General features: G+C 64.0%; 21 protein-coding genes. 2 read left to right on the plus strand and 19 right to left on the minus strand.

Going from position 1 to position 19,818, the window contains the following annotated elements; genetic code table 11:
• Positions 1–4: 4 nt before the first annotated feature.
• The 6 genes from GWL_RS10325 to dctP are packed head-to-tail and all read right to left on the minus strand — an operon-like array spanning position 5 to position 5,857.
• A complete protein-coding gene (locus tag GWL_RS10325; protein WP_008329564.1) occupies positions 5–901 on the minus strand; it encodes a biotin-independent malonate decarboxylase subunit beta in 897 nt (298 codons plus the stop codon).
• On the minus strand, positions 898–1,212 hold the full coding sequence (gene mdcC / locus GWL_RS10330; protein ID WP_008329571.1) for a malonate decarboxylase acyl carrier protein: 315 nt from the start codon (positions 1,210–1,212) through the stop codon (positions 898–900). The genes GWL_RS10325 and mdcC overlap by 4 nt, the downstream gene beginning before the upstream one ends.
• A 24-nt stretch (positions 1,213–1,236) precedes the next feature.
• Complete coding sequence (gene mdcA, locus GWL_RS10335; protein ID WP_008329573.1) at positions 1,237–2,904, minus strand: malonate decarboxylase subunit alpha; 1,668 nt, start codon at positions 2,902–2,904, stop codon at positions 1,237–1,239.
• Positions 2,905–4,254 (minus strand): TRAP transporter large permease, encoded by a 1,350-nt coding sequence (locus GWL_RS10340; protein ID WP_008329574.1) that lies wholly within the window; start codon positions 4,252–4,254, stop codon positions 2,905–2,907. It abuts the gene before it with no gap.
• Positions 4,251–4,829 (minus strand): TRAP transporter small permease, encoded by a 579-nt coding sequence (locus GWL_RS10345; RefSeq protein ID WP_008329575.1) that lies wholly within the window; start codon positions 4,827–4,829, stop codon positions 4,251–4,253. Before GWL_RS10345 ends, GWL_RS10340 begins: the two co-directional genes overlap by 4 nt.
• Positions 4,826–5,857, minus strand: coding sequence for a TRAP transporter substrate-binding protein DctP (gene dctP / locus GWL_RS10350; protein ID WP_008329576.1), 1,032 nt, complete (start codon positions 5,855–5,857; stop codon positions 4,826–4,828). The genes GWL_RS10345 and dctP overlap by 4 nt, the downstream gene beginning before the upstream one ends.
• Positions 5,858–6,007: 150 nt before the next feature.
• Between dctP and GWL_RS10355 the strand changes: the two genes are divergently transcribed.
• A complete protein-coding gene (locus tag GWL_RS10355) occupies positions 6,008–6,676 on the plus strand; it encodes a GntR family transcriptional regulator (RefSeq protein ID WP_008329577.1) in 669 nt (222 codons plus the stop codon).
• 15 nt (positions 6,677–6,691) lie between these two features.
• On the opposite strand, the gene GWL_RS10360 is transcribed toward GWL_RS10355, so the two are convergent.
• The 13 genes from GWL_RS10360 to GWL_RS10420 form a co-directional block, all read right to left on the minus strand.
• Positions 6,692–7,591: a pseudouridine synthase gene (locus GWL_RS10360; RefSeq protein ID WP_008329579.1), complete on the minus strand. Its 900-nt coding sequence runs from the start codon at positions 7,589–7,591 to the stop codon at positions 6,692–6,694.
• A complete protein-coding gene (locus GWL_RS10365) occupies positions 7,588–8,925 on the minus strand; it encodes a type II toxin-antitoxin system HipA family toxin (RefSeq protein ID WP_008329582.1) in 1,338 nt (445 codons plus the stop codon). The genes GWL_RS10360 and GWL_RS10365 overlap by 4 nt, the downstream gene beginning before the upstream one ends.
• Positions 8,922–9,224, minus strand: coding sequence for a helix-turn-helix transcriptional regulator (locus GWL_RS10370; protein ID WP_034350420.1), 303 nt, complete (start codon positions 9,222–9,224; stop codon positions 8,922–8,924). Before GWL_RS10370 ends, GWL_RS10365 begins: the two co-directional genes overlap by 4 nt.
• 200 nt (positions 9,225–9,424) lie before the next feature.
• The gene (locus GWL_RS10375) at positions 9,425–9,613 is read right to left on the minus strand and encodes a YjfB family protein (RefSeq protein WP_008329585.1); all 189 of its coding nucleotides are present in this window, start codon (positions 9,611–9,613) and stop codon (positions 9,425–9,427) included.
• Between the two features lie 213 nt (positions 9,614–9,826).
• Complete coding sequence (locus tag GWL_RS10380; protein ID WP_008329586.1) at positions 9,827–10,015, minus strand: hypothetical protein; 189 nt, start codon at positions 10,013–10,015, stop codon at positions 9,827–9,829.
• Between the two features lie 495 nt (positions 10,016–10,510).
• The gene (locus GWL_RS10385) at positions 10,511–11,359 is read right to left on the minus strand and encodes an anti-sigma factor (RefSeq protein ID WP_008329587.1); all 849 of its coding nucleotides are present in this window, start codon (positions 11,357–11,359) and stop codon (positions 10,511–10,513) included.
• Positions 11,356–11,913 carry an RNA polymerase sigma factor gene (locus GWL_RS10390; RefSeq protein ID WP_008329588.1) on the minus strand — a complete coding sequence of 186 codons (558 nt, stop codon included), beginning with the start codon at positions 11,911–11,913 and terminating at the stop codon, positions 11,356–11,358. The genes GWL_RS10385 and GWL_RS10390 overlap by 4 nt, the downstream gene beginning before the upstream one ends.
• 18 nt (positions 11,914–11,931) lie before the next feature.
• On the minus strand, positions 11,932–12,303 hold the full coding sequence (locus GWL_RS10395; RefSeq protein WP_008329589.1) for a hypothetical protein: 372 nt from the start codon (positions 12,301–12,303) through the stop codon (positions 11,932–11,934).
• A 104-nt stretch (positions 12,304–12,407) separates the two neighbouring features.
• A complete protein-coding gene (locus GWL_RS10400; protein WP_008329590.1) occupies positions 12,408–12,854 on the minus strand; it encodes a group 1 truncated hemoglobin in 447 nt (148 codons plus the stop codon).
• Between the two features lie 16 nt (positions 12,855–12,870).
• Positions 12,871–13,890: a DUF3034 family protein gene (locus GWL_RS10405; protein ID WP_008329592.1), complete on the minus strand. Its 1,020-nt coding sequence runs from the start codon at positions 13,888–13,890 to the stop codon at positions 12,871–12,873.
• A gap of 57 nt (positions 13,891–13,947) precedes the next feature.
• Complete coding sequence (locus tag GWL_RS10410; protein ID WP_008329595.1) at positions 13,948–16,338, minus strand: bifunctional diguanylate cyclase/phosphodiesterase; 2,391 nt, start codon at positions 16,336–16,338, stop codon at positions 13,948–13,950.
• A gap of 58 nt (positions 16,339–16,396) precedes the next feature.
• On the minus strand, positions 16,397–17,008 hold the full coding sequence (locus GWL_RS10415) for a methylamine utilization protein (protein WP_237713549.1): 612 nt from the start codon (positions 17,006–17,008) through the stop codon (positions 16,397–16,399).
• 295 nt (positions 17,009–17,303) lie between these two features.
• Positions 17,304–17,918 (minus strand): TetR/AcrR family transcriptional regulator, encoded by a 615-nt coding sequence (locus GWL_RS10420; protein ID WP_034350422.1) that lies wholly within the window; start codon positions 17,916–17,918, stop codon positions 17,304–17,306.
• Positions 17,919–18,180: 262 nt separating this feature from the next.
• Between GWL_RS10420 and GWL_RS10425 the strand changes: the two genes are divergently transcribed.
• Positions 18,181–19,680, plus strand: a complete 1,500-nt coding sequence (locus tag GWL_RS10425; RefSeq protein ID WP_008329616.1) for an efflux transporter outer membrane subunit — start codon at positions 18,181–18,183, stop codon at positions 19,678–19,680.
• Positions 19,681–19,818 lie beyond the last annotated feature (138 nt).

Below are 19,818 nucleotides of genomic sequence, written 5' to 3' on the forward strand. Positions count from 1 at the left end.
CCTCTCAGGCCTTGGAGACAATGCGCAGGCGCTCGGCCATCGCAGTGAAGGCAGCGGCTTCGAGCATCGGCACCGCTTCCGGACGGGCCACACCCAGCTCGGCCCAGATGTCCATCGGATCTTCGGCGTGGCCGAAGGTGGCGATGCGACGACGCAGCATTTCCTGCTCGGCTTCCAGCGATGCCAGGGTCAGTTGCGTATCGGCGATGCTGCCCAGCGCGCCGATGGCGGCGGTGCGAAATGCCTCGGTATCATCGCTGACCAGTTGCTGGCAGTCGCCGATCAGGTAGCGATGCTTGCCGCCGGTGGTGCGCCAGACCAGGGCACGGTCGCGCGAATCGAATTCCTCGACGCCGTTGGCAGTCTCGATCACTTCCGGACCGGACATGGCCAGCCGCCCTTCCTCGGACATGATGACGGTATTGGCACAGCGCGCCACGATGCCCATGCCGCCGAAACAGCCATTGGCACCACCGACCAGCACGATCACCGGGATACCGGCGGCACGGGCTTCCAGCACCGCGCGCATCACTTCGGAGACGGCGATGAGCCCGGCATTGGCTTCATGCAGGCGCACACCGCCGGTTTCCAGCAGCAGGACGACGCCTGCGGCCTGCTTGGCAATGGCACGCTTGAGCAGGCCCACCAGCTTGGCACCATGCACCTCGCCCACCGCCCCGCCCATGAAACCGCCCTCTTGCGCAGCGGCCATCACGGCACGTCCGCCCAGCAGCCCTTCACCGATGATGACTCCATCGTCGAATGAGACCGGTGCGTCCAGTTGTCCCAGATGCGGGCTCACCACGCGCTGGGCCGGTGGCAGCAGTTCCTTGAAGCTGCCGGCGTCCAGCACGGCCAGAATGCGCTCGCGCGCCGTGGCTTCCAGATAGCTCGCACTCATGCGCCCTCCTCCACCATGGCTTCCACGGCCTGGTCCAGGCGCAGGCTGACCACGGCCGGCGTAGCACCCATGTCATTGATGGAGATACGGGTATCGGCCAGTTGCCAGCGTTGCTGGAAGTCGGTCATCACGGCTTCCCAGATGGTGCCGAAACCGCGCGCGGCAGTCTTGACCTCGATGGCGCAGGCGCCATTGAGCGGCGCGTTCTCGATCAGCACTTCCAGGTTGCCCGAGCTGACCACACCGACCAGTTCAGGCGCAGCCTTGAGACGGCGCTGGCCGTGCTCGAAGCGAAAAGTCAAAGTTTCCATAGTGTCGCTTTCGTTGCAGAGGGATTACCAGTTGCGGAAACGCTTGGGCGGGTTGTAGAGCCCACCGGAAGCCCGCACCAGGTCCTTCATGTTCTTGGCCGCCAGCAGGTCGCGGGTGGCCATGCGCTTGTCGATGCCCAGGTCTTCGGCGCGGCGGATGATGCCGCGGTCGCGCAGGTTTTCCACCATGCGCTTGTCGCGCCCCATGCCCACGGCGGTGTAACCGGCCACGCCGCGGATGGCCTGCTCGCGCTCCTCTTCGGTACGGCACAGCAGCAGGTTGGCGATGCCTTCTTCGGTGAGGATGTGGGTGACGTCATCGCCATAGATCATCACGGGTGGAATCGGCATCTTGGCCTGTTCGCCCAGTTGCCAGGCGTCGAGTTTCTCGACGAAGGCCGGCTGCATGTGCTCGCGGAAGGTTTCCACCGTCTGCACGACCAGTTTCTGCCCGCGCGGGATGGTATTGCGGCCGGCGCGCGCCTGCTGGCCCGCCTTGAGCCAGGCCTCGCTGGCATGGCGGCGTCCGCGCGCATCCGCACCCATGTTGGGGGCGCCGCCAAACCCGGCGATGCGACCCAGGGTGGCCGTGGAGGAATTGCCCTGCAAGTCGATCTGCAGGGTCGAGCCGATGAACATGTCGCAGCCATAGTGACCGGCCGTCTGCGAGAAGGCGCGGTTGCTGCGCATGGAGCCATCGGGGCCGACAAAAAAGACATCGGGCCGCGCGCGGATGTAGTCTTCCATGCCCAGCTCGGAGCCGAAGGAGTGTACGGACTCCACAAACCCGGCCTCGATGGCAGGAATCAAGGCCGGATGCGGATTGAGCGCCCAGTGCTTGCAGATCTTTCCGCGCAGGCCCAGCGATTCGGCGTAGGTCGGCAGGATCAGCTCGATGGCCGCAGTATCGAAACCGATGCCGTGGTTCAGTCGCTGCACGCCGTATTCGGCATAGATGCCCTTGATGGCCATCATCGCCATCAAGACCTGGATTTCGGAAATCTGCGCCGGATCGCGCGTGAAAAGCGGTTCGATGTAATGCGGCGTGGGCGCCTTGATGGCGAAGCTGACCCAGTCCGCAGGGATATCCACGCGTGGCAGCTCATCGACAATTTCGTTCACCTGGGCAATCACGATGCCGCTGGAGAAGGCCGTCGCTTCGGCAATGGCGGGCGTATCTTCAGTATTGGGCCCGGTATAGAGATTGCCGTGGCGGTCGGCGGCCTGTGCGGCCACCAGTGCCACGCGCGGGGTCAGGTCGACGAAGTAGCGACCGAACAGTTCCAGATAGGTATGGATGGCCCCGATGTTGAGCTTGCCGGCCGAGGCCAGCTTGGCCAGACGGCCGGCCTGCGGACCGGAGAAGGAAAAATCGAGCCGGTCGGCGATGCCCTTCTCGAACACGTCCAGATGTTCCGGCAGGGCCAGCACGGAGAACAGCATGTGCAGGCCACGAACCCGGGCCGGGTCGAGCGCGGCCAGTCCCTTGGCCAGGAAATCGGCCTGCTTCTGGTTGTTGCCCTCGACACAGACCCGGTCGCCGTTTTCCAGCACCGCATAGAGCAGCTCGGCCAGTTTGTCGGCAGGGGCGATCTTGCCCTGCAACTGGCTGCCCAATGCGGCGGTGGCGCGCGCCAGCCGCTGTTCACGGTTCTTCTGGCGCGCATTCCACACGCGTTCGTTACCACTCATTTAATTGGCTCCCATCAACAGGTCAGGCAATACGGTCGCGATGCCCGGGAACATGCACAAGAGCAGGACCGCGAGAAACATCAGCGCCAGGAAAGGAATCGTCCCCTTGATGACATCGCCCAGTGCGATATCGGGTGCGATGTTCTTGATCACGAACAGGTTCAGCCCCACCGGCGGGTGGATCAGGCCCATCTCCATGACCACGGTCATGACGATACCGAACCAGATCAGGTCGAAACCGGCCGCCTTCAAGGGCGGCAGGATGATGGGCGCGGTCATCAGGATGATCGACACCGGCGGCAGGAAGAAGCCCAGCACGATCACCATGGCCAGGATTACCGCCAGCAGCAGCCATTTCGACAGATGCAGATCGACCACCCACTGCGCCGCCGACTGGCTGATGTGCAGGTAGCTCATCACGTAGGAATACAGCAGCGACATGCCGATGATGAGCAGCAGCATCCCCGATTCCTTGATGGTGGAACTGAGGAAGGGCGCGATCTCTTTCGGCTTGTAGATGCGATAGACCACCGCGATCAGCACCAGCGCCAGCAGCGCGCCCAGGCCTGCGGTTTCGGAGGGCGTGGCCAGGCCACCATAGAGAGCCACCATCACGCCGATGAGCAGGATCAGAAAGGGCAGCACGCGCGGCAGCATTTCCACCTTCTGCGCCAGCGTGAAATGCTCGTCATCCAGATAGGCCGACTTGGCACCACCGGCGCTGTAGACCGCATGTGCCAGCTTGTATTCCTTGCGGGCACGGAAAACCGCATAGCCGGCAAAGAGCATCACCAGCAGCAGCCCGGGACCGATGCCGGCCAGGAACAGGCGGCCCAGCGATTGTTCAGCGGCCACCGCATACAGGATCATGGTGATCGAGGGCGGCAACAGGATGCCCAGCGTCCCCCCGGCGGCGATGATGCCGGCCGCGAACCCGGGCGAGTAACCGCGTCGGCGCATCTCCGGAATACCTGCCGAACCGATGGCCGAGCAAGTCGCAGGCGAAGACCCCGCCATCGCCGCAAACAGCGCGCAGGCGAACACGTTGGCAATGCCCAGCCCGCCCGGCACCTTGTTCAACCAGGCGTGGATGGCCGAATACAGGTCCTTGCCCGCCGGAGACTTGCCGATGGCAGCCCCCTTCAGGATGAACAGCGGGATCGACAGCAGGGTGATGGAAGCGATTTCCTCATAGACATTCTGCGTGATGGTGTCCAGCGACGATGCCGGCATGAAGAAGACCATGAAACCGGTGGCCACCACGCCCAGCGCGAAGGCGATCGGCATGCCCGAACACATCACCAGGATGGTGACCACCCCATAGAGCACACCCAAGGTCAGCGGACTCATTGCGCACCTCCGCTCTGTGCGGCAGGAACGGTGCCGGTGATGCGGGTCAGGACCTGCACCAGCAATTGCAGCGTCAACATGGTCATGCCCAGCGCCATGAGCGAATAGGGAATCCACAGCGGCGGCGCGAAGGTCGACGACGTGGTCTGCCCTTCGGCCCAGGCTTCATGGAACAACGTCCACGATTTCCAGGTGAAGAAGGCGCAGAACAGGAAGGACAGCACATCCACGATGAACATGCGCACCTTGTTGGCCAGCGGCGAGAGCATGCCCGCCAGTGCCTCGATGCCAATGTGGCCGCGCAGCGACTGCACGTAACCCGAGCACAGGAAGATCACGCCCACCAGCATGAAGACCGAGGCTTCATCCTGCCAGTCGGTCGGCTGGTGGAAGAAATAACGCACCACCACCGAATAAGTCAGGATGCAGGAGGTCACCAGCAGCGCGATCATCCCCAGGAACACGGCCACGCGATGGTAGCCCTGCAGGAAGGCCGCCAGCCAAGCCACCGGGGCACTGGCCGGGACGGCCGGGCGCGCTACTGCCGCGCCGGGCATCTCGAAACCATGGCTCATACGGTCTTCTCCGCCAGCGCCAGCAGCTTGGCGCAGTTGGCATTGCGGGCCGCAAAGTCCTTCCAGGCGGTATTGCGGGCGATGTCCTGCCACTTCTTGACGACCTCGGCGTTCAGGTCGACCACCTTGGCGCCGGCCTTCTGGTAGACCTGGGCCACGGCGATGTCATCGGCCTGCGCGGCCTTGATGGCGAACTGCTCCATCTCGGCGCCGACGGCCATGATGACGGCCTGCTGGTCCTTGGGCAGGCGTTCGAAGACGGCCTTGGACATCATCAGCGGTTCGAACATGTACCAGTAGGCCTTGTCGCGACCGGTGGTGAGCGCCTTGGCCACTTCCTCCAGACGGAAGGACATGAAGGAAGTCGACGAGGTCATCGCCGCATCCATCGCGCCGGTCTGCATGGCGGCATAGATTTCATTGGACGGCAGGGTCACCACGGCGGCACCCGCTTCCTTCAGGATCAGGTCCATCTCGCGTGAACCGCCGCGCACCTTCATCCCCTTGGCATCAGCCGGCTCGACGATGGGCTTGCCGCGCGAGGCCACGCCGCCAGCCTGCCAGATCCAGCTGACGATGACCACGCCCTTCTCGCCCAGGATGCGGGCCAGTTCCTTGCCAACCTCGGCATTCTTCCAGGCCGCGCCCTGCTGGTAGGACGTCACCAGGCCGGGCATGAGGCCGATGTTGGTTTCCGGGACTTCGCCGCCGGCGTAGTTCAGCGGCACCAGCGACATGTCCAGCGCGCCCTTGCGCAGGGCCGAGAACTGCGCGTTGGTCTTCATCAGGGACGAGCCGGGATAGATCTCGAACTTCAAGGCCCCTCTGGTCTTTTCGTTCACCTGCTGGGCGAACGTGCGGACCAGGCGGTCGCGGAAGTCGCCTTCGGTCAGGGTGCCACCGGGGAACTGGTGAGAAATCTTCAGACTGGCCGTTTGCGCCCATGCGGCGGGCATGGCGGCAGCCAGGGGGGCGGCGGCAAGGGTGCCAAGGAAGTGGCGGCGGCTTTGGTTGCTTGTGCTGGTCATGCTGGTGTCTCCTCCAGATATTGATGGAACTACGCGTGTGTTTTTATGCTCTCATCGTGTATACAATTTCAGCCGAAACGAATACATTGTCAAGCATTAATCCACTGGGAGCCCTTCCCTTTACAATGCTTGCTTTGAAGACAAACCACCATGGACACGCCCAAGACCCGTTCCGAAACCCTGCGCGAATCGATCGAAGAGATGATTGCCGTCGGCAAGCTGGCGCCGGGCCAACATCTGGACGAAACCTCGCTGGCCGAGGAGTTCGGCGTTTCCCGCACGCCCATTCGCGAAGCGCTGATCCAGCTGGCCTCGATGGGCATCGTCGAGATGCGCCCGCGCCGGGGCGCCATCGTGGCCGAGATCGGCCCGCAGCAACTGATCGAGATGTTTGAAGTGATGGCCGAATTCGAGGCCATGTGCGGTCGCCTGGCCGCACGCCGCATGACACCGGTCGAGCATGCCGAACTGCTGGCGGCGCACCAGGCCTGCCAGGCCGCGCGCGATGCCTGCGATCCGGATGCCTATTTCTACCTGAACGAAGCCTTCCACGACCACATCTACGCCGGCAGCCACAATGGCTTCCTGGCCGAGCAGGCGCGCGCCCTGCACCGTCGCCTGCGCCCCTACCGTCGGCTGCAGCTGCGGGTGCGGGATCGCCTGAAGATGTCCTATGACGAGCACCAGGCCGTGGTCGACGCCATCATCGCCGGTGACCCGGAGCGCACCGTGGAAGTGCTGCGCCAGCACATCATGATCCAGGGGCAGCGCTTTGCCGACCTGGTGGCCTCGCTGCACCAGCTCAAGTCGGCCGCATGAGCTGCGGCCAGCCGGCTAGAGGCTGCGCTGGCTGACGAAATGGCGCTCGCTGCCGTCCAGCGGATCAATGAAGAACAGCGAACGCGCCAGCAGTTTGAGTGGTTTGTCCAGATCATCGGCCACCCCGACCGGGACCGCATCGGGATAGAACAGATCATTGAGGATGGGAATGCCCAGCGCGGCCATGTGCACGCGCAACTGGTGGCGCCTGCCGGTCACTGGCTCCAGCTGGTACAGGCCCAGTTCTCCGCGTGCCTCCAGCAGGGAGATATGGGTTTCCGAATTGGGCGCGCCTTCAGCCTCGACCATCTTGAAGAATTGTTCAGGCATTTCTTCCACGCGGCTGCGGTGCACCCGTGGCAGCGCAAGATCAGGTCGCAGCGGGGCGATGGCTTCATATACCTTGAACATCGCCCGCTGCTGGAACATGGACTGGTACTTGCCCCGGCTGGCCGGCTGATGTGAAAAGACGATCACCCCGGCCGTCTCGCGGTCCAGCCGGTGGATGGGCACCAGGTCCTGCAGGCCGGTGGCCTTCTTCAGGCGCACCAGCAAGGTTTCCTGCACGAAGCGGCCAGTCGGGATCACCGGCAGGAAATGCGGCTTGTCGGCTACCAGCAGGTGATCGTCCAGATGCAGGATCTTTTCTTCCACGGGGATGCGTTCTTCACCCTGGGGCAATTCCCGGTAATAGAAAATGCAATCCCCGCTGCGATAGGGCGACTCCGGACGCAAGTGCTCCCCTTGCTGGTTGCGCACCTCTCCACGCAGAAGACGCTCGCGCCAGATCGCTTCGGGCACAGCGGTGAAGTGCTCGGCCAGGAAGGACAGCATGTCGCGCCACGGTCCCGGTTGCAGCCACAGATAGCTGGGTGACAAGCCCTCGCGCATGGGCAGGGTCGGCGTGGGTCTCATGCACCCTCCCCGTTCACCGGTTTCCTGCGCGCGGCGCGGCGATGCCAGGCCACCACGCTGGCATTGGCCTCCAGATGCGCCAGCAATCTGGTGCGCTGGGCATCGGTGAAGGGCAGGCTCTCGATCAGGGCCGGCCATTGACTCATGGCGCGCTCCACCGTCTCCACCAGCACCGCCTGCAGCCGGGGTTCGGGCAGACGCCACAGGTTGGCCAGCTGGCGCAGGATGGCAGGCGTGAGCAATTGCTTGCCCTTCTGCCCTGGTACGAAGGCCAGCGCATGACCATTCCCGCCCACGTAGGCGGCATAGGCCACGATGTCATAGGCTGGCGACAGCGCTGCAGCCTGCGGCGTGTGGTAAAGCAGGCTGAAGTTCTTCAGGTGCGCATCGAAGTTGCCGAGCAGTTCATTGACCTTGATCCGCCGCAGCAATTCGTAGACATCCTCGGCCCCGCGCGTACTGCGTTCGAGCAATACCACGCCGATGGCCGCATAGGTACCGACATACTTGGCCGCCGGCGCAGTCCCGGTGACCTGGGCGAAATCTTCCATGTGCCGACGTGCCGTGGGCGTGGGGGCATCGCGGTCGAAACGCTGTACCAGCAGGAAACGGCTGGCGTCATTGCGCAGCCCGAACGGCAGGTGCTCGGCGATGGCCGACAGCGGCTCCAGGCTGAAGCGGCAGGTCCGTACGCCGGCTGCCTCGGCCAGGGTGAGCGAAGCGAACTCCACCTGCGGCATGTTGGGATAGTCGGTGGCCGGCAGCTTGGCGATGAAGTGGCTGCCCTGGCTATCCCTGGAGCGCATCACATAGCGCCCCCCGCTCTCGCGCACCAGTGCCAGTTTGGGTTGCACGCCCGAGAGCGATTCCCCGTCCGGTACCGGCAACTGGCCGGAGCTCATCTCGTAACTGTCATGTCCTTGCCCCAGCAGGCGACCCAGTGCGCGCTCATCCAGCGCTTCGGCCAGGGCCGAGACATCGCCGGGCAGATCGCGTCCGCAATAGGCCAGCAGGCCAAATTCATCGTCCGGCGGCAGTCCGGCGCGCTGGATCAGGTGTTTGCGCAACTGCCCTTCGGGCAGCAGGTTCTGGAAGAAGGAGGGCAATCCGCCGCGACCATCCCCCCGGTTGGCGGCCAGCGTGGGATCGAGCAACTGGGCCCGGGTGCGTTCTTCGCTCGAGGCCAGGTAGAGCTGCGACAGCACAGGACGATCCGGCCCCTGCATGGCATAGGCATCATCGAAGCGGAAGTAGCAGCGCCCGTCATCCAGGGCAAACAGCGACCCGACGTCGGTCTGACCGAGACGGATGCGCAGCGAACGCAGCATGCTCATGCGCCCTCTCCTTGGCCCATGAGCGCCTGCAGGCGCGCACCCAGTTCGGTCTGGCTGCCGCTGCCCTGGGCATCGGCAGCACGCAGCGGTGCGGCCTGGCGCGGCAGCAGCAGCAGATCCAGGTCCAGCGCTTCACACAAGGCCAGCAGCTTGACCAGCTCGATGTTGCCACGCCCGGTTTCCAGGGCCAGCAAGGTATTGCGGTGCATCCCGGCCAGCTCGGCCAGGGCGATGGCGGTCATCCCGCGCGCCTTGCGGGCAATGCGAATGCGGTGGCCGATGTCTACCAGAGTGGTCATGGGAAGATCCAATTAAATGGTTCTTTTTACATATGACCATTGTATTGGTCATCTGAGCGAAATCAAGACCAATTAATCGGTCTTTTCATTAAAAGACCAATTTATTATTCTTTTTGAGGGAGGGAAAGCGCTGAACTCGGCACGAAGTACGCAAAAAAAATCGCAGCCCGGCAAGGGCTGCGATTTCAAGAGGACGGTGTTCAGGCAGTGGTATTGACGTTGCGCCCGATATTCGGGTTGGCCGGCAACGGCGGCAGTGCCTGCAACACCCCCACGGCAGCGGCAGCCTGGGTGTTGAGCGCCTTCTTCAGCATCAGTACGTTGACCGAATCCGAAGTCTGCGCCGACGCCATGCTGGTGGCCAGTGATGCGATTTGAGTGACATCCATGGAACTCTCCTTGTGGGGGATGCCGGGAAACAGGATGCGTCGCCCGGTGCCTTGATTACGGCATTGAACGCTGTTTCTTTACATCAATCAAGGATTTTTTTGAGTATTTGTCAGTATCACAAGACTCGCCTTGATGAAGATTGCTTCACTCAAAAAAAATCGCACCCCGAAGGGTGCGATCGAGCCGACGCCAGTCCAGCACGCCGTGACTGCCTAGACGATGGTATTGATGATGCGCCCGATGTTGACATTGGACGGCAGGCGCGCCACTGTCGTGGCCGCACCTAACACGTCATCCACCGCCGTCTTGGCGACCTTGCCCAGATCAATGCCGACGGACTGCGCCGCCTTGTCGACCAACCAGGCCGTTGCTGCACCGCTGGCGATAGTTGCTAGCTCCATATGAAACTCCTTGTCTGAAGTGCAACCGGACCATGACGCCCGCCTGATCGGCCATGTTTTCTCTACCCCCTACCATGGTTGATCAGGCTTTACGTCATGGGTAAATGTGTTAGCGGCAGGCAAGCGGCCAGTCTTGACAGGATTTGCCCAGTCCTTACGCGCTTTTGCATGTGTAAACCTCAAGTCGGGGCGACGCCGGCCGTGAGAGGCTCAGCGTGATGGCGCCGCCGGCAGCGAGACTAGAACCCATTTCATAAATAGGCGTGAGATGCGTTCTGTCCAGAAAGGGCGCTGGCAAGGCGCGCGACGCGTCGTGTGGCGGTGCCACACGCAAGGAGCGCAACGCGGCCAGCGCCCTTTCTGGACAGAACCCGGAGGGAGCGGCCCGTTTGGGCGAATTGCTGCGTTACGAATTTGGGTCAAGACGCCCAGTCTTGACCCAAATTCGCGCCTTGCACTTCATCCCAAACGGGACTCGCTCGCACTCACGCCTATTTATGAAATGGGTTCTAGTTGCTCATAGACCGAACCGGCAATGCGGGACAGTTCCGCGCGGGCGATGCTGCCCGAGAGCGCATAACCGAACTGGCCATCGATCCAGTAGAAGACATTGACCTTGCCTTCCTGAGCGAAACGGAAACCGGTCTCCCGGTTCTGTACCTGGTCGTGCGAGACATACAGGGTCAGCCGCTGGCCGGCCGCATCCTGGTACATGAACTGCGCCACCGGACCGCTCTGGCCCGGCAGCAGGCGGCCACCGATGAGGTCATAACCGAGCGGGGCCAGCTTGGGAGCGCGTACATTCGCCCCCAGCCGCCGCGAGAGCCAGGTCACCAACGCCTGCTCCTGATCGGCGCCGACTTCCACCGGTCGGCGCAGGTCGGCACTGAAGACGGTATGCGCCACCGCCGCCTGACGTGCCAGCATCACGGGCGCTGCCGCCAGGCTGGTGCGGGCAGCACCGCCCGGGGCGAGGTCATGCGCCAGCCAGCCACCGGCAGCCCCGGCCAGGGTCAACAACAGCATGGCCGCATAAGACCACCAGCGAGGGGCGTTGGCGGCACCTGCGGCGCCCTCATTGTCTTGGTCACGCCGCCGATGCGGCTCCCCGGCGCCGGCCAGCACGGCCGCCGCCAGGCGCGGTGGCAACGCTTCTTCCAGGACCGGGTCGTAATGGGCATGCAGGGCGCGATTCTGGGCCCGCCAGGCGCGCACGCGATGCAGATCCTCGGCGTGTACCGGGTCCTGTTCCAGCCAGGTGGCCATCTCGGCGGCACGGGCGGCGCTCAACTGGCCGTCGGTATAGGCGTGCAGGTCTTCTTCGGAAAGTGCCGGGGTCTTCATTTCACCACCTTCAGGGTCGCGCCGGCTTCACCTTGGCCGCCGGCGCCCTCCATCCATTGCCGCAGCCGCTCGCGGGCACGCGACAGGCGAGACATCACGGTCCCGGTCGGAATGCCCAGCGTGGCGGCGACGTCTTCATAACGCATTTCTTCCAGCACCACCAGCAGCAGGACTTCGCGCTGTTCGGCGGGAAGCCGTTGCAGGGCGGCTTCCAGGTCCAGGGCCAGACCTTGCTCGGCCGACGACACCGGTAACGCCGCCTCGGCGGCCTGCTCCAGCTCCACCGTGACCAGCGCCGGCTGGCGGCGCTGGTCGGCGTGCAGGTTGTGCATGATGGCAAACAGCCAGGGCCGCATGTCGCTGCCACGCTGCCAGCTGTCCAGCTTCTGCCAGGCACGCTCCAGCGTGTCCTGCACCAGGTCGTCGGCGCTGTCACGCTGGCCCGTCAGCGCACGGGCATAGCGGCGCAGGCGCGGCAGGCAGGCGAGCATGGCTTGCTCGTCGGCCTGTCGTTCCCGTTGCTGTCGCTGCAGCCTGGCGGTGCGTCCGAACATGGTGTGCGTCAGCCAGGATCAGGGCTTGACGATATGCCAGACGTCCTTGAAATTGTCACCAGTGCGGTCACCCGGCTTCTTGTCGGCTTCGTACAGGTACAGCGGCTTGCCCTGGTAGGCCAGTTGGGCGCTGCCGTCGTCGCGCGTGACGGTGGAATACGGTGCGGCAGCCATGCCCATGGGCGCCACCGGCGGCCACAGCTTGGCACAGGGGCCGTTGCAGACGCTCTTGCCGCTGTTGGCAGTGTCCTTGTCGAAGGTGTAGACGGTCATGCCCTTGGCATCGACCAGGATGCCATCCATGGTCTTGACACCGGCGCTCTGGGCCGAGGCGGTGAAGGAAACCGAAGCGCAGGCCAGGGCCAGCAGGGAGGTTGCGAGCAGTCTCATGGTGTTTTTCCTTTTCGTGGTCGGGTTGCGCGGTGTGCCATACCCATGCCGACGTATACGGAAGGCGGCCCTGCTTTATTCCCGCCGCCAGGAAATATTTTTTGCTACCGCGTCACCGTCTCGCGCTGCATCGGCGCCAGCAGTGCCAGCAGTCGGTTCTGGGTACGCGAAGGGATGCCGTTCTTGTCCATCGACAATTGCAGATCCTCGACCAGGGCGTTGAAATCGGCATTGCTCAGTTTCAGGCCCTGGTGCACTTCGCGCATGGGGTCGCCGGTATAGACGCAGCCGCCACCGCTCAACTCACAGAACTGCTCCACCAGCTTTTCCTTCACGCGCTTGATGTTGGAATGGTCGAAAGTATGCCGGATGCGGGCATCGGCCAGCATGTTGTCCATGAAGTCCTGTACCACCCGCTCGATCACGGGCAGGCCGCCGAGGGCGCGGAACAGGCTGTCATCGGCAGTGGCCGGACTCTGGGCCTGCGCCAGGCCCAGGGTACAGGCCAGGGCCAGTACGGTGGCGGCCTGCTTCATTGCAAACTGGTTCATCGCTGCTCCCGTGGGCTCAGAAACCGGCCTGCAGCGACAGATAGACGCCGCGTTGCCGCTTGGGGTTGTAGACGGTGATGTCACCCAGCGCCACGTAGGCCAGGGTCATCGACAGGTTCTTGCTGGGGAACCAGGCCAGGAAGGCGTCGTAGTAATCCTTCTCATGGTCGGCGGCCAGGTTGCGCGGCTTCATGCGGTACTCCACCCCCAGCGCCAGCTTGCGGTTGAGCAGGTAAGCCGCCGAGAACTCGCCCATGGCCTGATAGCGATCATTGAGGTCGCCCCCGAAACCGAGCAGCCCCATCTGGTTGGCCTTGGTCAGCCGCAGCGTGCCATTGAGCAACAGGCTCTGCGCCAGCAGGATCTTGGTGGCCGACACGTAATAATCGATGCCGCTGTTGCTGGCCGCGCCCAGTTGCTTCACGCTGGTCACCGAGCCCAGTCCGCCGATGCCGTTGTTGTGCTTGAACATGGCGCCCACGGCAATCTGTGGCAGCCAGCGGTCCTGGTCGTAGACGGCGTCGCCGGCCAGCTTGACCTTGATGCCGACGATGTCCTGGGTGATCCGGAGATCGGCCAGCGGCGCCAGGCTGCCATAGAGCTCCTGCTTGGCCAGCGACAGTTCCACCCGGTCCCGCAGACCCACGGCCACGCCATAGGACTTGAGTGTGTAGTCCTGGGTGGCCAGGTAGGTGTAATGGGCGTTGGCGCCATAGCTGTCGCGGGTGCCATAGCCGGTGATGAGCGCCCACGGCGTGAGCCCGCCACCACCCGCACCCTCGACCTGGATCACGCCGCCGGTGGCGCTGAGCTTGCCCAGGTCGGGCATCCAGCGGGCGTTGTCCTGGGCGGCTGCCGACGCGGCCGTTGCCGCTCTCGCACCGTCGGTGGCAGCCGCGCTGCGCATGGCCTGCGCAGCCTTGCGCTGCTGGGCCTGCATCCAGGCCTCCCGCTGGGCATCACTGATCTGCGCCATGGCCGGCACGGCCAGCGTCACCAGCAATGTGAACATGCCACTTTTGGCAATTTTCTTCATACTGCCCCCTGCCCCCTCTTGGTGATGCTTTGCTGGCGCGGCCCCCTGCGCCATCGTTCATATCGCGACGTTTTCCGACTGATCCAGCGCCTCCGGCGCCCGCCATTGCGGCAACCACTCCAGGAAGCGCTCCACCGGCATCGGCTTGCCCATGAAATACCCTTGCCCCTGGTCGCAGCCCATCTGCCGCAGCAGGAACCAGACCTCTTCGCTTTCCACGCCTTCGGCCACCACCCGCAGGCCCAGGTTGTGCCCCAAGTCCACGGTGGAGCGCACGATCTTGGCATCGTCCTGGTCCTGCGCCATCTTCATGACGAAGGACTTGTCGATCTTCAGCTCATTGACCGGCAGACGCTTCAGGTAGGCCAGGGACGAATAGCCGGTGCCAAAGTCGTCGATGCTCAAGGCAAAGCCCATGTCCGCCAGCCGGTCCAGGGTGCCCTGGGCGCGGGCCGGGTCGTCCATGATGGCGCTTTCGGTGATCTCCAGGCACAGCGCGTCGGGTGTGAGGCGATGGCGTTCGAGGATGGCAGCAAAGGCGGCCGGCAGCTCCAGGTCCAGCAAGTCCCGCGTGGAAAGATTGACCGAAAACTTCAGACGCAGCCCCTGCGCGTGCAGGCGGGCCGACAGCTGCGCGACCTTTTCCATCATCCAGATGGTCAGCATGCGAATGAAACCGGTGGTCTCGGCAAAGGGAATGAAATTGTCCGGACCGATGAAGCCCTTCTCCGGATGCACCCAGCGCACCAGCGCCTCGCCGCCGACCACCGCACCGGTGGCCAGGTCCAGCTTGGGTTGCAGGTACAGCATGAATTCGTCGCGCTCCAGCGCGCGGCGCAGTTCGGACAGCAGCGAGAGGCTTTCCTGGCTGCTCTGGTCGATGGCCGGGTCATAGATCACCACGCCGCTGCCCTTGCGCTTGGCGGTGTACATGGCCACCTCCGCACGGCTGAGCAACACCTCGCTGCTTTCACCATGTGCGGGATAACCGGCCACGCCGATGCCGGCGCCCAGATCCACGGTCTGTTCCTGCAACGACAGCGGCTGTTCCAGCGCGCGCAGGATCTGCACGGCCTGGGCCAGCGCGCCGTCCAGGTCCACCCCCGGCAGCAGGATGGCGAATTCATCCCCGCCCAGGCGCGCCACCTTGGCCCCCGGATACTGCAATTGGGCGGCCAGGCGCACGGCCACCTGGCGCAGCAGGTCATCGCCGAAGCTGTGTCCCAGCACGTCATTGACCTGCTGGAAGCGGTCCAGGTCCATCATGAGAATGTGGCAGTGGGTGCCGGGCTGCGCCTGCGCCTGGCTGATCGCTTCCCTGAGCAGGTCGGAGAATTGCACCCGGTTGGGCAAACCGGTCAGCTGGTCCTGATAGGCCAGACGGCTGATCTTGAGTTCGCGGCTGGCGATTTCCGAGCGCATGGTTTCGAAGGCTGCGCCCAACCGGCCGATCTCGTCCTGGCGACGGATGTAGAGGCCTTCACCGTAATCGCCCTCGCCCAGCCGCTTGGCCACCGCCGCCAGGTCGCGCAGGGGACTGGTGATGCGACGCGCCATCACGGCACTGGCCACCGCCGCGCCCAGCACACCCAGCACGGTGATGCTGAGCAGGATCAGTTGCAGGCGCTGGTACGGCGCCACGGCCTCGCTGACCGAGCGCTGCAATACCGCCACCGCTTCCTGGCCATTGCTGGCGCGGGCCAGCGGCAGCACGCGCGCACGATACTGGTTGCCATCGATCTGCAGGTCGGTGGCCCCGGCCTGGTCCATCGGCTGGCGGCTGGCCTGTGTGGCCATCATCTGCGCCTGCGGCCCGGGCAGGGAAGAAACATCGGCCGTCCAGCCCGCATTGCCGCGCTGGCGTACCAGGATGGAGACCTGCAACTGCGACAGCGCGCGCATGTCGTTGACCAGACTGCGATCTACCGGGAAACCCATCACCACCCAGGCGATCGTGACCGGCGCCTTGATCGGAACGGCCACGATCTGGAACAGGCTGTCGCCAACCACCGCACTCTCGGCGGCGCCATTGCCGTTGCCGGCACGGCGCACCAGTTCGAGACTGCTGCGTTGCAGATCGGTATCGGGATAGTCGAGCGTGGAGGCGCGGATGAGACCATCGGTCCCCACCAGCATGCCCATGGAAGCGCCGATGCGCGCACCGTGATTGGCCAGTACCGAGGCGATGGTGGCGCGGTCATCGGTGCCGATGGCCTGGCGGAAACCGAAATCCGAGGCCAGCAGTCGCGCACCCTGGGTCAGTTGCTGGGCGTTCTGATCCAGCAGACGCGTGAAGACACGCTCACCAACGACCAGCTCGTCGCTGATGGCACTGCGTGCATTGCGATCAATGGCGGTTCGGATCGCCACGAAGCCGGCCAGTTGCACCACCACGATAAGGATGATGAACAGCGCGACAATCTTGCTTTCCAGACGGTAAAGACGCACCCCTGCCCCGTTTTCTCTAGTCTAGTAATGTTTCTGTCGATGCGCCGGACGGCCCGCCCTACAGCGGTACCGCCTTGACATTGAGTTTGATGGTAGCGCGGCCCTCGCCCTGCACTTCCAGCGGCTGCGCTACCGCGGCCTGGTTCGGCCCCATGGTGAAATACCAGGCCTTGAGCGCATAGCGCCCATTGGCGATACCCTCCAGCCGCACCATGCCGCTGCGGTCACTGACGCCGAAATACGGCGTATTGACCACCTGAACATACGCCACCATCTCATCGTGGATATTGCAGCCCAACACCACGGTACCGGCCTTGTCGAACATCACCGGGCTGCCGGGCACGCCCGAATACAGCTTCAGTTCGAAGGTCTTGGCCGGCGAAAAGGAATACACATGATGCCGCACGTTGTCATGATTGGGAAACAGGATCGGAGTCCCCGTCTGCACCACCGTGACCAGCGGAATGAAGGTCTTGTTCTTCTGCTCGATCTCCACCTGGTGCGGCGCCTTGGCCGATGACCCGCCGCCAGCCGGTTCGGCATAGACCACGGCGTTGGGAACGGGCTGGCCGGCGCTGTCGAGCACCTGTACCGAGACGGCAGCCTGGGCCGCACAGGCCCACGTACCGGCCCACAACAGGAAGGCAGTCAGGAGGGGGGCGCGGCGCATGTTTTTTTTCTGCATATCGCTGTCACTGGAAAATTCGGGCAATGAAGGTCTCCGGCCAAGGACGCCGCCACAGCGCATCCCCCGGCATCACCTGCCCCTGCACTATACGGAAGCCCTGCGTGCTGCCTATCGGGAAGTTTCTGAATTGCCTGGCAACAACATCACGACATCCGCCTGCCGACCCTGCCACGACAGGCTGCACGGAGTGCAGTCAGGATCTTCATGTTGAACATTATGCACGTGAATTCGCGTACTGGAGCCCCTCTGCCCTCCAGCGCCGTCGAAGTCAGCGCAGTCAGGTCCGTGCGGCGGTCAGGTAACCGATCACGGCCGGCAGGATTTCGGTGCGCACGCTGGCCGGCGAAACCCCGCCGTAACCGGTCAGGACCACGGCCTTGATGAGCGCCTTCATCATGCGCTGGACCACGAAGGTGGCCACATCCAGATCGGGCGGGGTGATGGTGGCCCGGTGCTTTTCCAGCACGCGGCGGATGGCCTCGAAGAAACCCTGGCGGATCTCCTGAGAGATCGGCAGATTGTAGGCCGGGAATTCCTCTTCGAGGATGCGATTGAGTTCCGGCTCCAGCAGGTGTGCCGCCACCAGTGCATTGATGAGCTTCTCGAAGTCGCCCGAGAGCGTGCCGGAGGCGTCGATGTGGGCCACCACATCCTCGAACAGGCTCAGCATGCGGGTACTGTGCCGCTCGCGCAGCGCGAAGATCAGCGCATCCTTGTTGGGGAAATACTGGTACAGCGAACCGACGCTGATACCGGCCGATTCGGCCACGAGATTGGTATTGGTCTTGGCATAGCCACGCTCGACCAGCACGCGCGACATGGCATCGAGGATGGTATCGACCATCGCCCGCGAACGCGCCTGGCGAGGTTCTTTTCTGGGTTGCAGTTTCATTGGCAGCTTTGGTAAGGAATTCGCCCGCCCCCGACGCGAATTCACAACGTGAGTGATTGTTCGTATATCGAAGTATAATACGAAAAATGAGTTTTTACTCGCCCGACCTGTGGATGGTACTCGTAAATCATTGCGAGCGCTTGCTGCGCCGTCTGCCTGGTCCGACGAGCCTGCGCGGGTGAGTGCCGGATGATTGGCACGGCACACCTCGCAAAACTCGAAAAACAACTCGTATCGCCAAATACTCTTCGTGGAGAATTCTATGCAACGCATCATCTCGCCCGCCTCCCGGCCGCGGGCGAAGGCGGCCAGCGCCCTGCTGGTGGCGCTGATCGGCGCCATCGGCCTGGCAGGCTGTGCCAGCTTCGAGGGCATCGGCAGCAACAAGCAGCTGGCCCGGGCAAGCGACTTCAGTACGGCGCGCAGCCTGTCCGATCCCAATCCCGGCGCCCCCGACGGGCAATGGCCGGGCAGTGACTGGGTACGTCAGTTTGGCGACGCCCAGCTCAACACCCTGATCGAGGAGGCCCTGGCCGCCAACCCCAGCCTGCAACAGGCGCGTGCACGCATCGGCGCGGCCGCCGCGCTGGCCGAGTCGCGCGGCGCCCCGCTGCTGCCGAACGTGGATGCGCAAGCCTCGGTCATCCGCAACCAGTTCTCCAGCACCTCGATCTATCCGTCGCCTTATGGCGGCAACTGGTTCAACGAGAAAAAGGCCGGCCTCAATGTCGGCTACGAGCTCGATCTCTGGAACAAGAACCAGGCCGCCCTGGAACAGGCCATTTCCAGCGAAAAAGCCGCCCAGGCCAGCGAGCAGGAAGCGCGCCTGGCGCTGACCGCCTCGATCGTCTCGGTCTACAGCCAGCTGGCGGCGCAATACGCCCTCCAGGATATCCTGCAACGCACCGTGCAACAGCGCAGCGCCCTGGAAAGCATCACCGCCGAGCGCGTCAAGACCGGTCTGGACAGCCAGATCGAACGCAACCAGTCGCGCGCCAGCAGTGCCGACGCCCGCGCCCAGCTGGAGCAAAGCGCCGGCCAGATCGTCCTGCTGCGCCAGCAGCTCGGCACCCTGAGCGGCAAGGGTCCGGACCGTGGCCTGCAACTGGCGCCGCCGTCGATGCAGAACCTGACCACGCCGGGCCTGCCGGCGGACCTGCCGCTGAACCTGCTGGGACGCCGCCCCGACATCGTCGCCGCGCGCTGGCAGGTGGAAGCCGCCAGCCGCGGCGTCGATGTCGCCAAGGCGCGCTTCTACCCGGACATCAACTTAAGCGCCATGATCGGCTTTGACAGCCTCATCGACAGCAACCCCTTCACCGCGGCCAGCAAGACCATCGCCTTCGGTCCGGCGCTCACGCTGCCAATCTTCGAGGGCGGCGCGCTGCGCGCCGGACTCAAGGGTGAATACGCCAACTACGAGCTGGCCGTGGCCACCTACAACAAGACCTTGAACGACGCCTATGCCGACGTGGCACGGCAGATCGCGGCGATCCACTCGATCGAGCGTCAGCTGCCGATCCGTCGCGAAGCCCTGCAGGCCGCCGAACGCGCCTACGACCTGGCGCGCGAACGTTATCGCCTGGGCCTGGTGTCGCAGCTGACGCTGCTGTCATCGGAAACCGGCGTCCTGGCCCAGCGCCAGTCACTGGTGGCCTTGCAAGCTCAGCGCCGCGACCAGCAGGTCGCACTCTACAAGGCCCTGGGCGGCGGTTTCGATGCCCAGCAGGCCGGACTGGCCGCAGGACCGCCCTCGCACTGAACCTGCGCACCTGAGCACGCAAGCCATTGAATTGAACCCAGCCCGCCACCGGCTTCTCCACCCCGCCTGCCGGTGACCGGGACGGCCCCGCCTTCGCGGCGGGGCTGATCGACCGACTACAAAGAGATAGAACGGAGT

The sequence above is a fragment of the Herbaspirillum sp. GW103 genome (assembly GCF_000261365.1).
Classification (GTDB): Bacteria; Pseudomonadota; Gammaproteobacteria; order Burkholderiales; family Burkholderiaceae_D; genus Herbaspirillum.

Coding starts and splice junctions, on each gene's coding strand:
- mdcC (WP_008329571.1), bottom strand. CDS start 1,212: ATGGAAACTTTGACTTTTCGCTTCGAGCACGGCCAGCGCCGTCTCAAG.
- GWL_RS10355 (WP_008329577.1), top strand. CDS start 6,008: ATGGACACGCCCAAGACCCGTTCCGAAACCCTGCGCGAATCGATCGAA.
- GWL_RS10365 (WP_008329582.1), bottom strand. CDS start 8,925: ATGAGCATGCTGCGTTCGCTGCGCATCCGTCTCGGTCAGACCGACGTC.
- GWL_RS10380 (WP_008329586.1), bottom strand. CDS start 10,015: ATGGAGCTAGCAACTATCGCCAGCGGTGCAGCAACGGCCTGGTTGGTC.
- GWL_RS10425 (WP_008329616.1), top strand. CDS start 18,181: ATGCAACGCATCATCTCGCCCGCCTCCCGGCCGCGGGCGAAGGCGGCC.
- GWL_RS10395 (WP_008329589.1), bottom strand. CDS start 12,303: ATGAGACTGCTCGCAACCTCCCTGCTGGCCCTGGCCTGCGCTTCGGTT.
- GWL_RS10360 (WP_008329579.1), bottom strand. CDS start 7,591: ATGAGACCCACGCCGACCCTGCCCATGCGCGAGGGCTTGTCACCCAGC.
- GWL_RS10370 (WP_034350420.1), bottom strand. CDS start 9,224: ATGACCACTCTGGTAGACATCGGCCACCGCATTCGCATTGCCCGCAAG.
- GWL_RS10415 (WP_237713549.1), bottom strand. CDS start 17,008: ATGCGCCGCGCCCCCCTCCTGACTGCCTTCCTGTTGTGGGCCGGTACG.
- mdcA (WP_008329573.1), bottom strand. CDS start 2,904: ATGAGTGGTAACGAACGCGTGTGGAATGCGCGCCAGAAGAACCGTGAA.
- GWL_RS10345 (WP_008329575.1), bottom strand. CDS start 4,829: ATGAGCCATGGTTTCGAGATGCCCGGCGCGGCAGTAGCGCGCCCGGCC.
- GWL_RS10405 (WP_008329592.1), bottom strand. CDS start 13,890: ATGAAGAAAATTGCCAAAAGTGGCATGTTCACATTGCTGGTGACGCTG.
- dctP (WP_008329576.1), bottom strand. CDS start 5,857: ATGACCAGCACAAGCAACCAAAGCCGCCGCCACTTCCTTGGCACCCTT.
- GWL_RS10385 (WP_008329587.1), bottom strand. CDS start 11,359: ATGAAGACCCCGGCACTTTCCGAAGAAGACCTGCACGCCTATACCGAC.
- GWL_RS10400 (WP_008329590.1), bottom strand. CDS start 12,854: ATGAACCAGTTTGCAATGAAGCAGGCCGCCACCGTACTGGCCCTGGCC.
- GWL_RS10340 (WP_008329574.1), bottom strand. CDS start 4,254: ATGAGTCCGCTGACCTTGGGTGTGCTCTATGGGGTGGTCACCATCCTG.
- GWL_RS10420 (WP_034350422.1), bottom strand. CDS start 17,918: ATGAAACTGCAACCCAGAAAAGAACCTCGCCAGGCGCGTTCGCGGGCG.
- GWL_RS10375 (WP_008329585.1), bottom strand. CDS start 9,613: ATGGATGTCACTCAAATCGCATCACTGGCCACCAGCATGGCGTCGGCG.
- GWL_RS10390 (WP_008329588.1), bottom strand. CDS start 11,913: ATGTTCGGACGCACCGCCAGGCTGCAGCGACAGCAACGGGAACGACAG.
- GWL_RS10325 (WP_008329564.1), bottom strand. CDS start 901: ATGAGTGCGAGCTATCTGGAAGCCACGGCGCGCGAGCGCATTCTGGCC.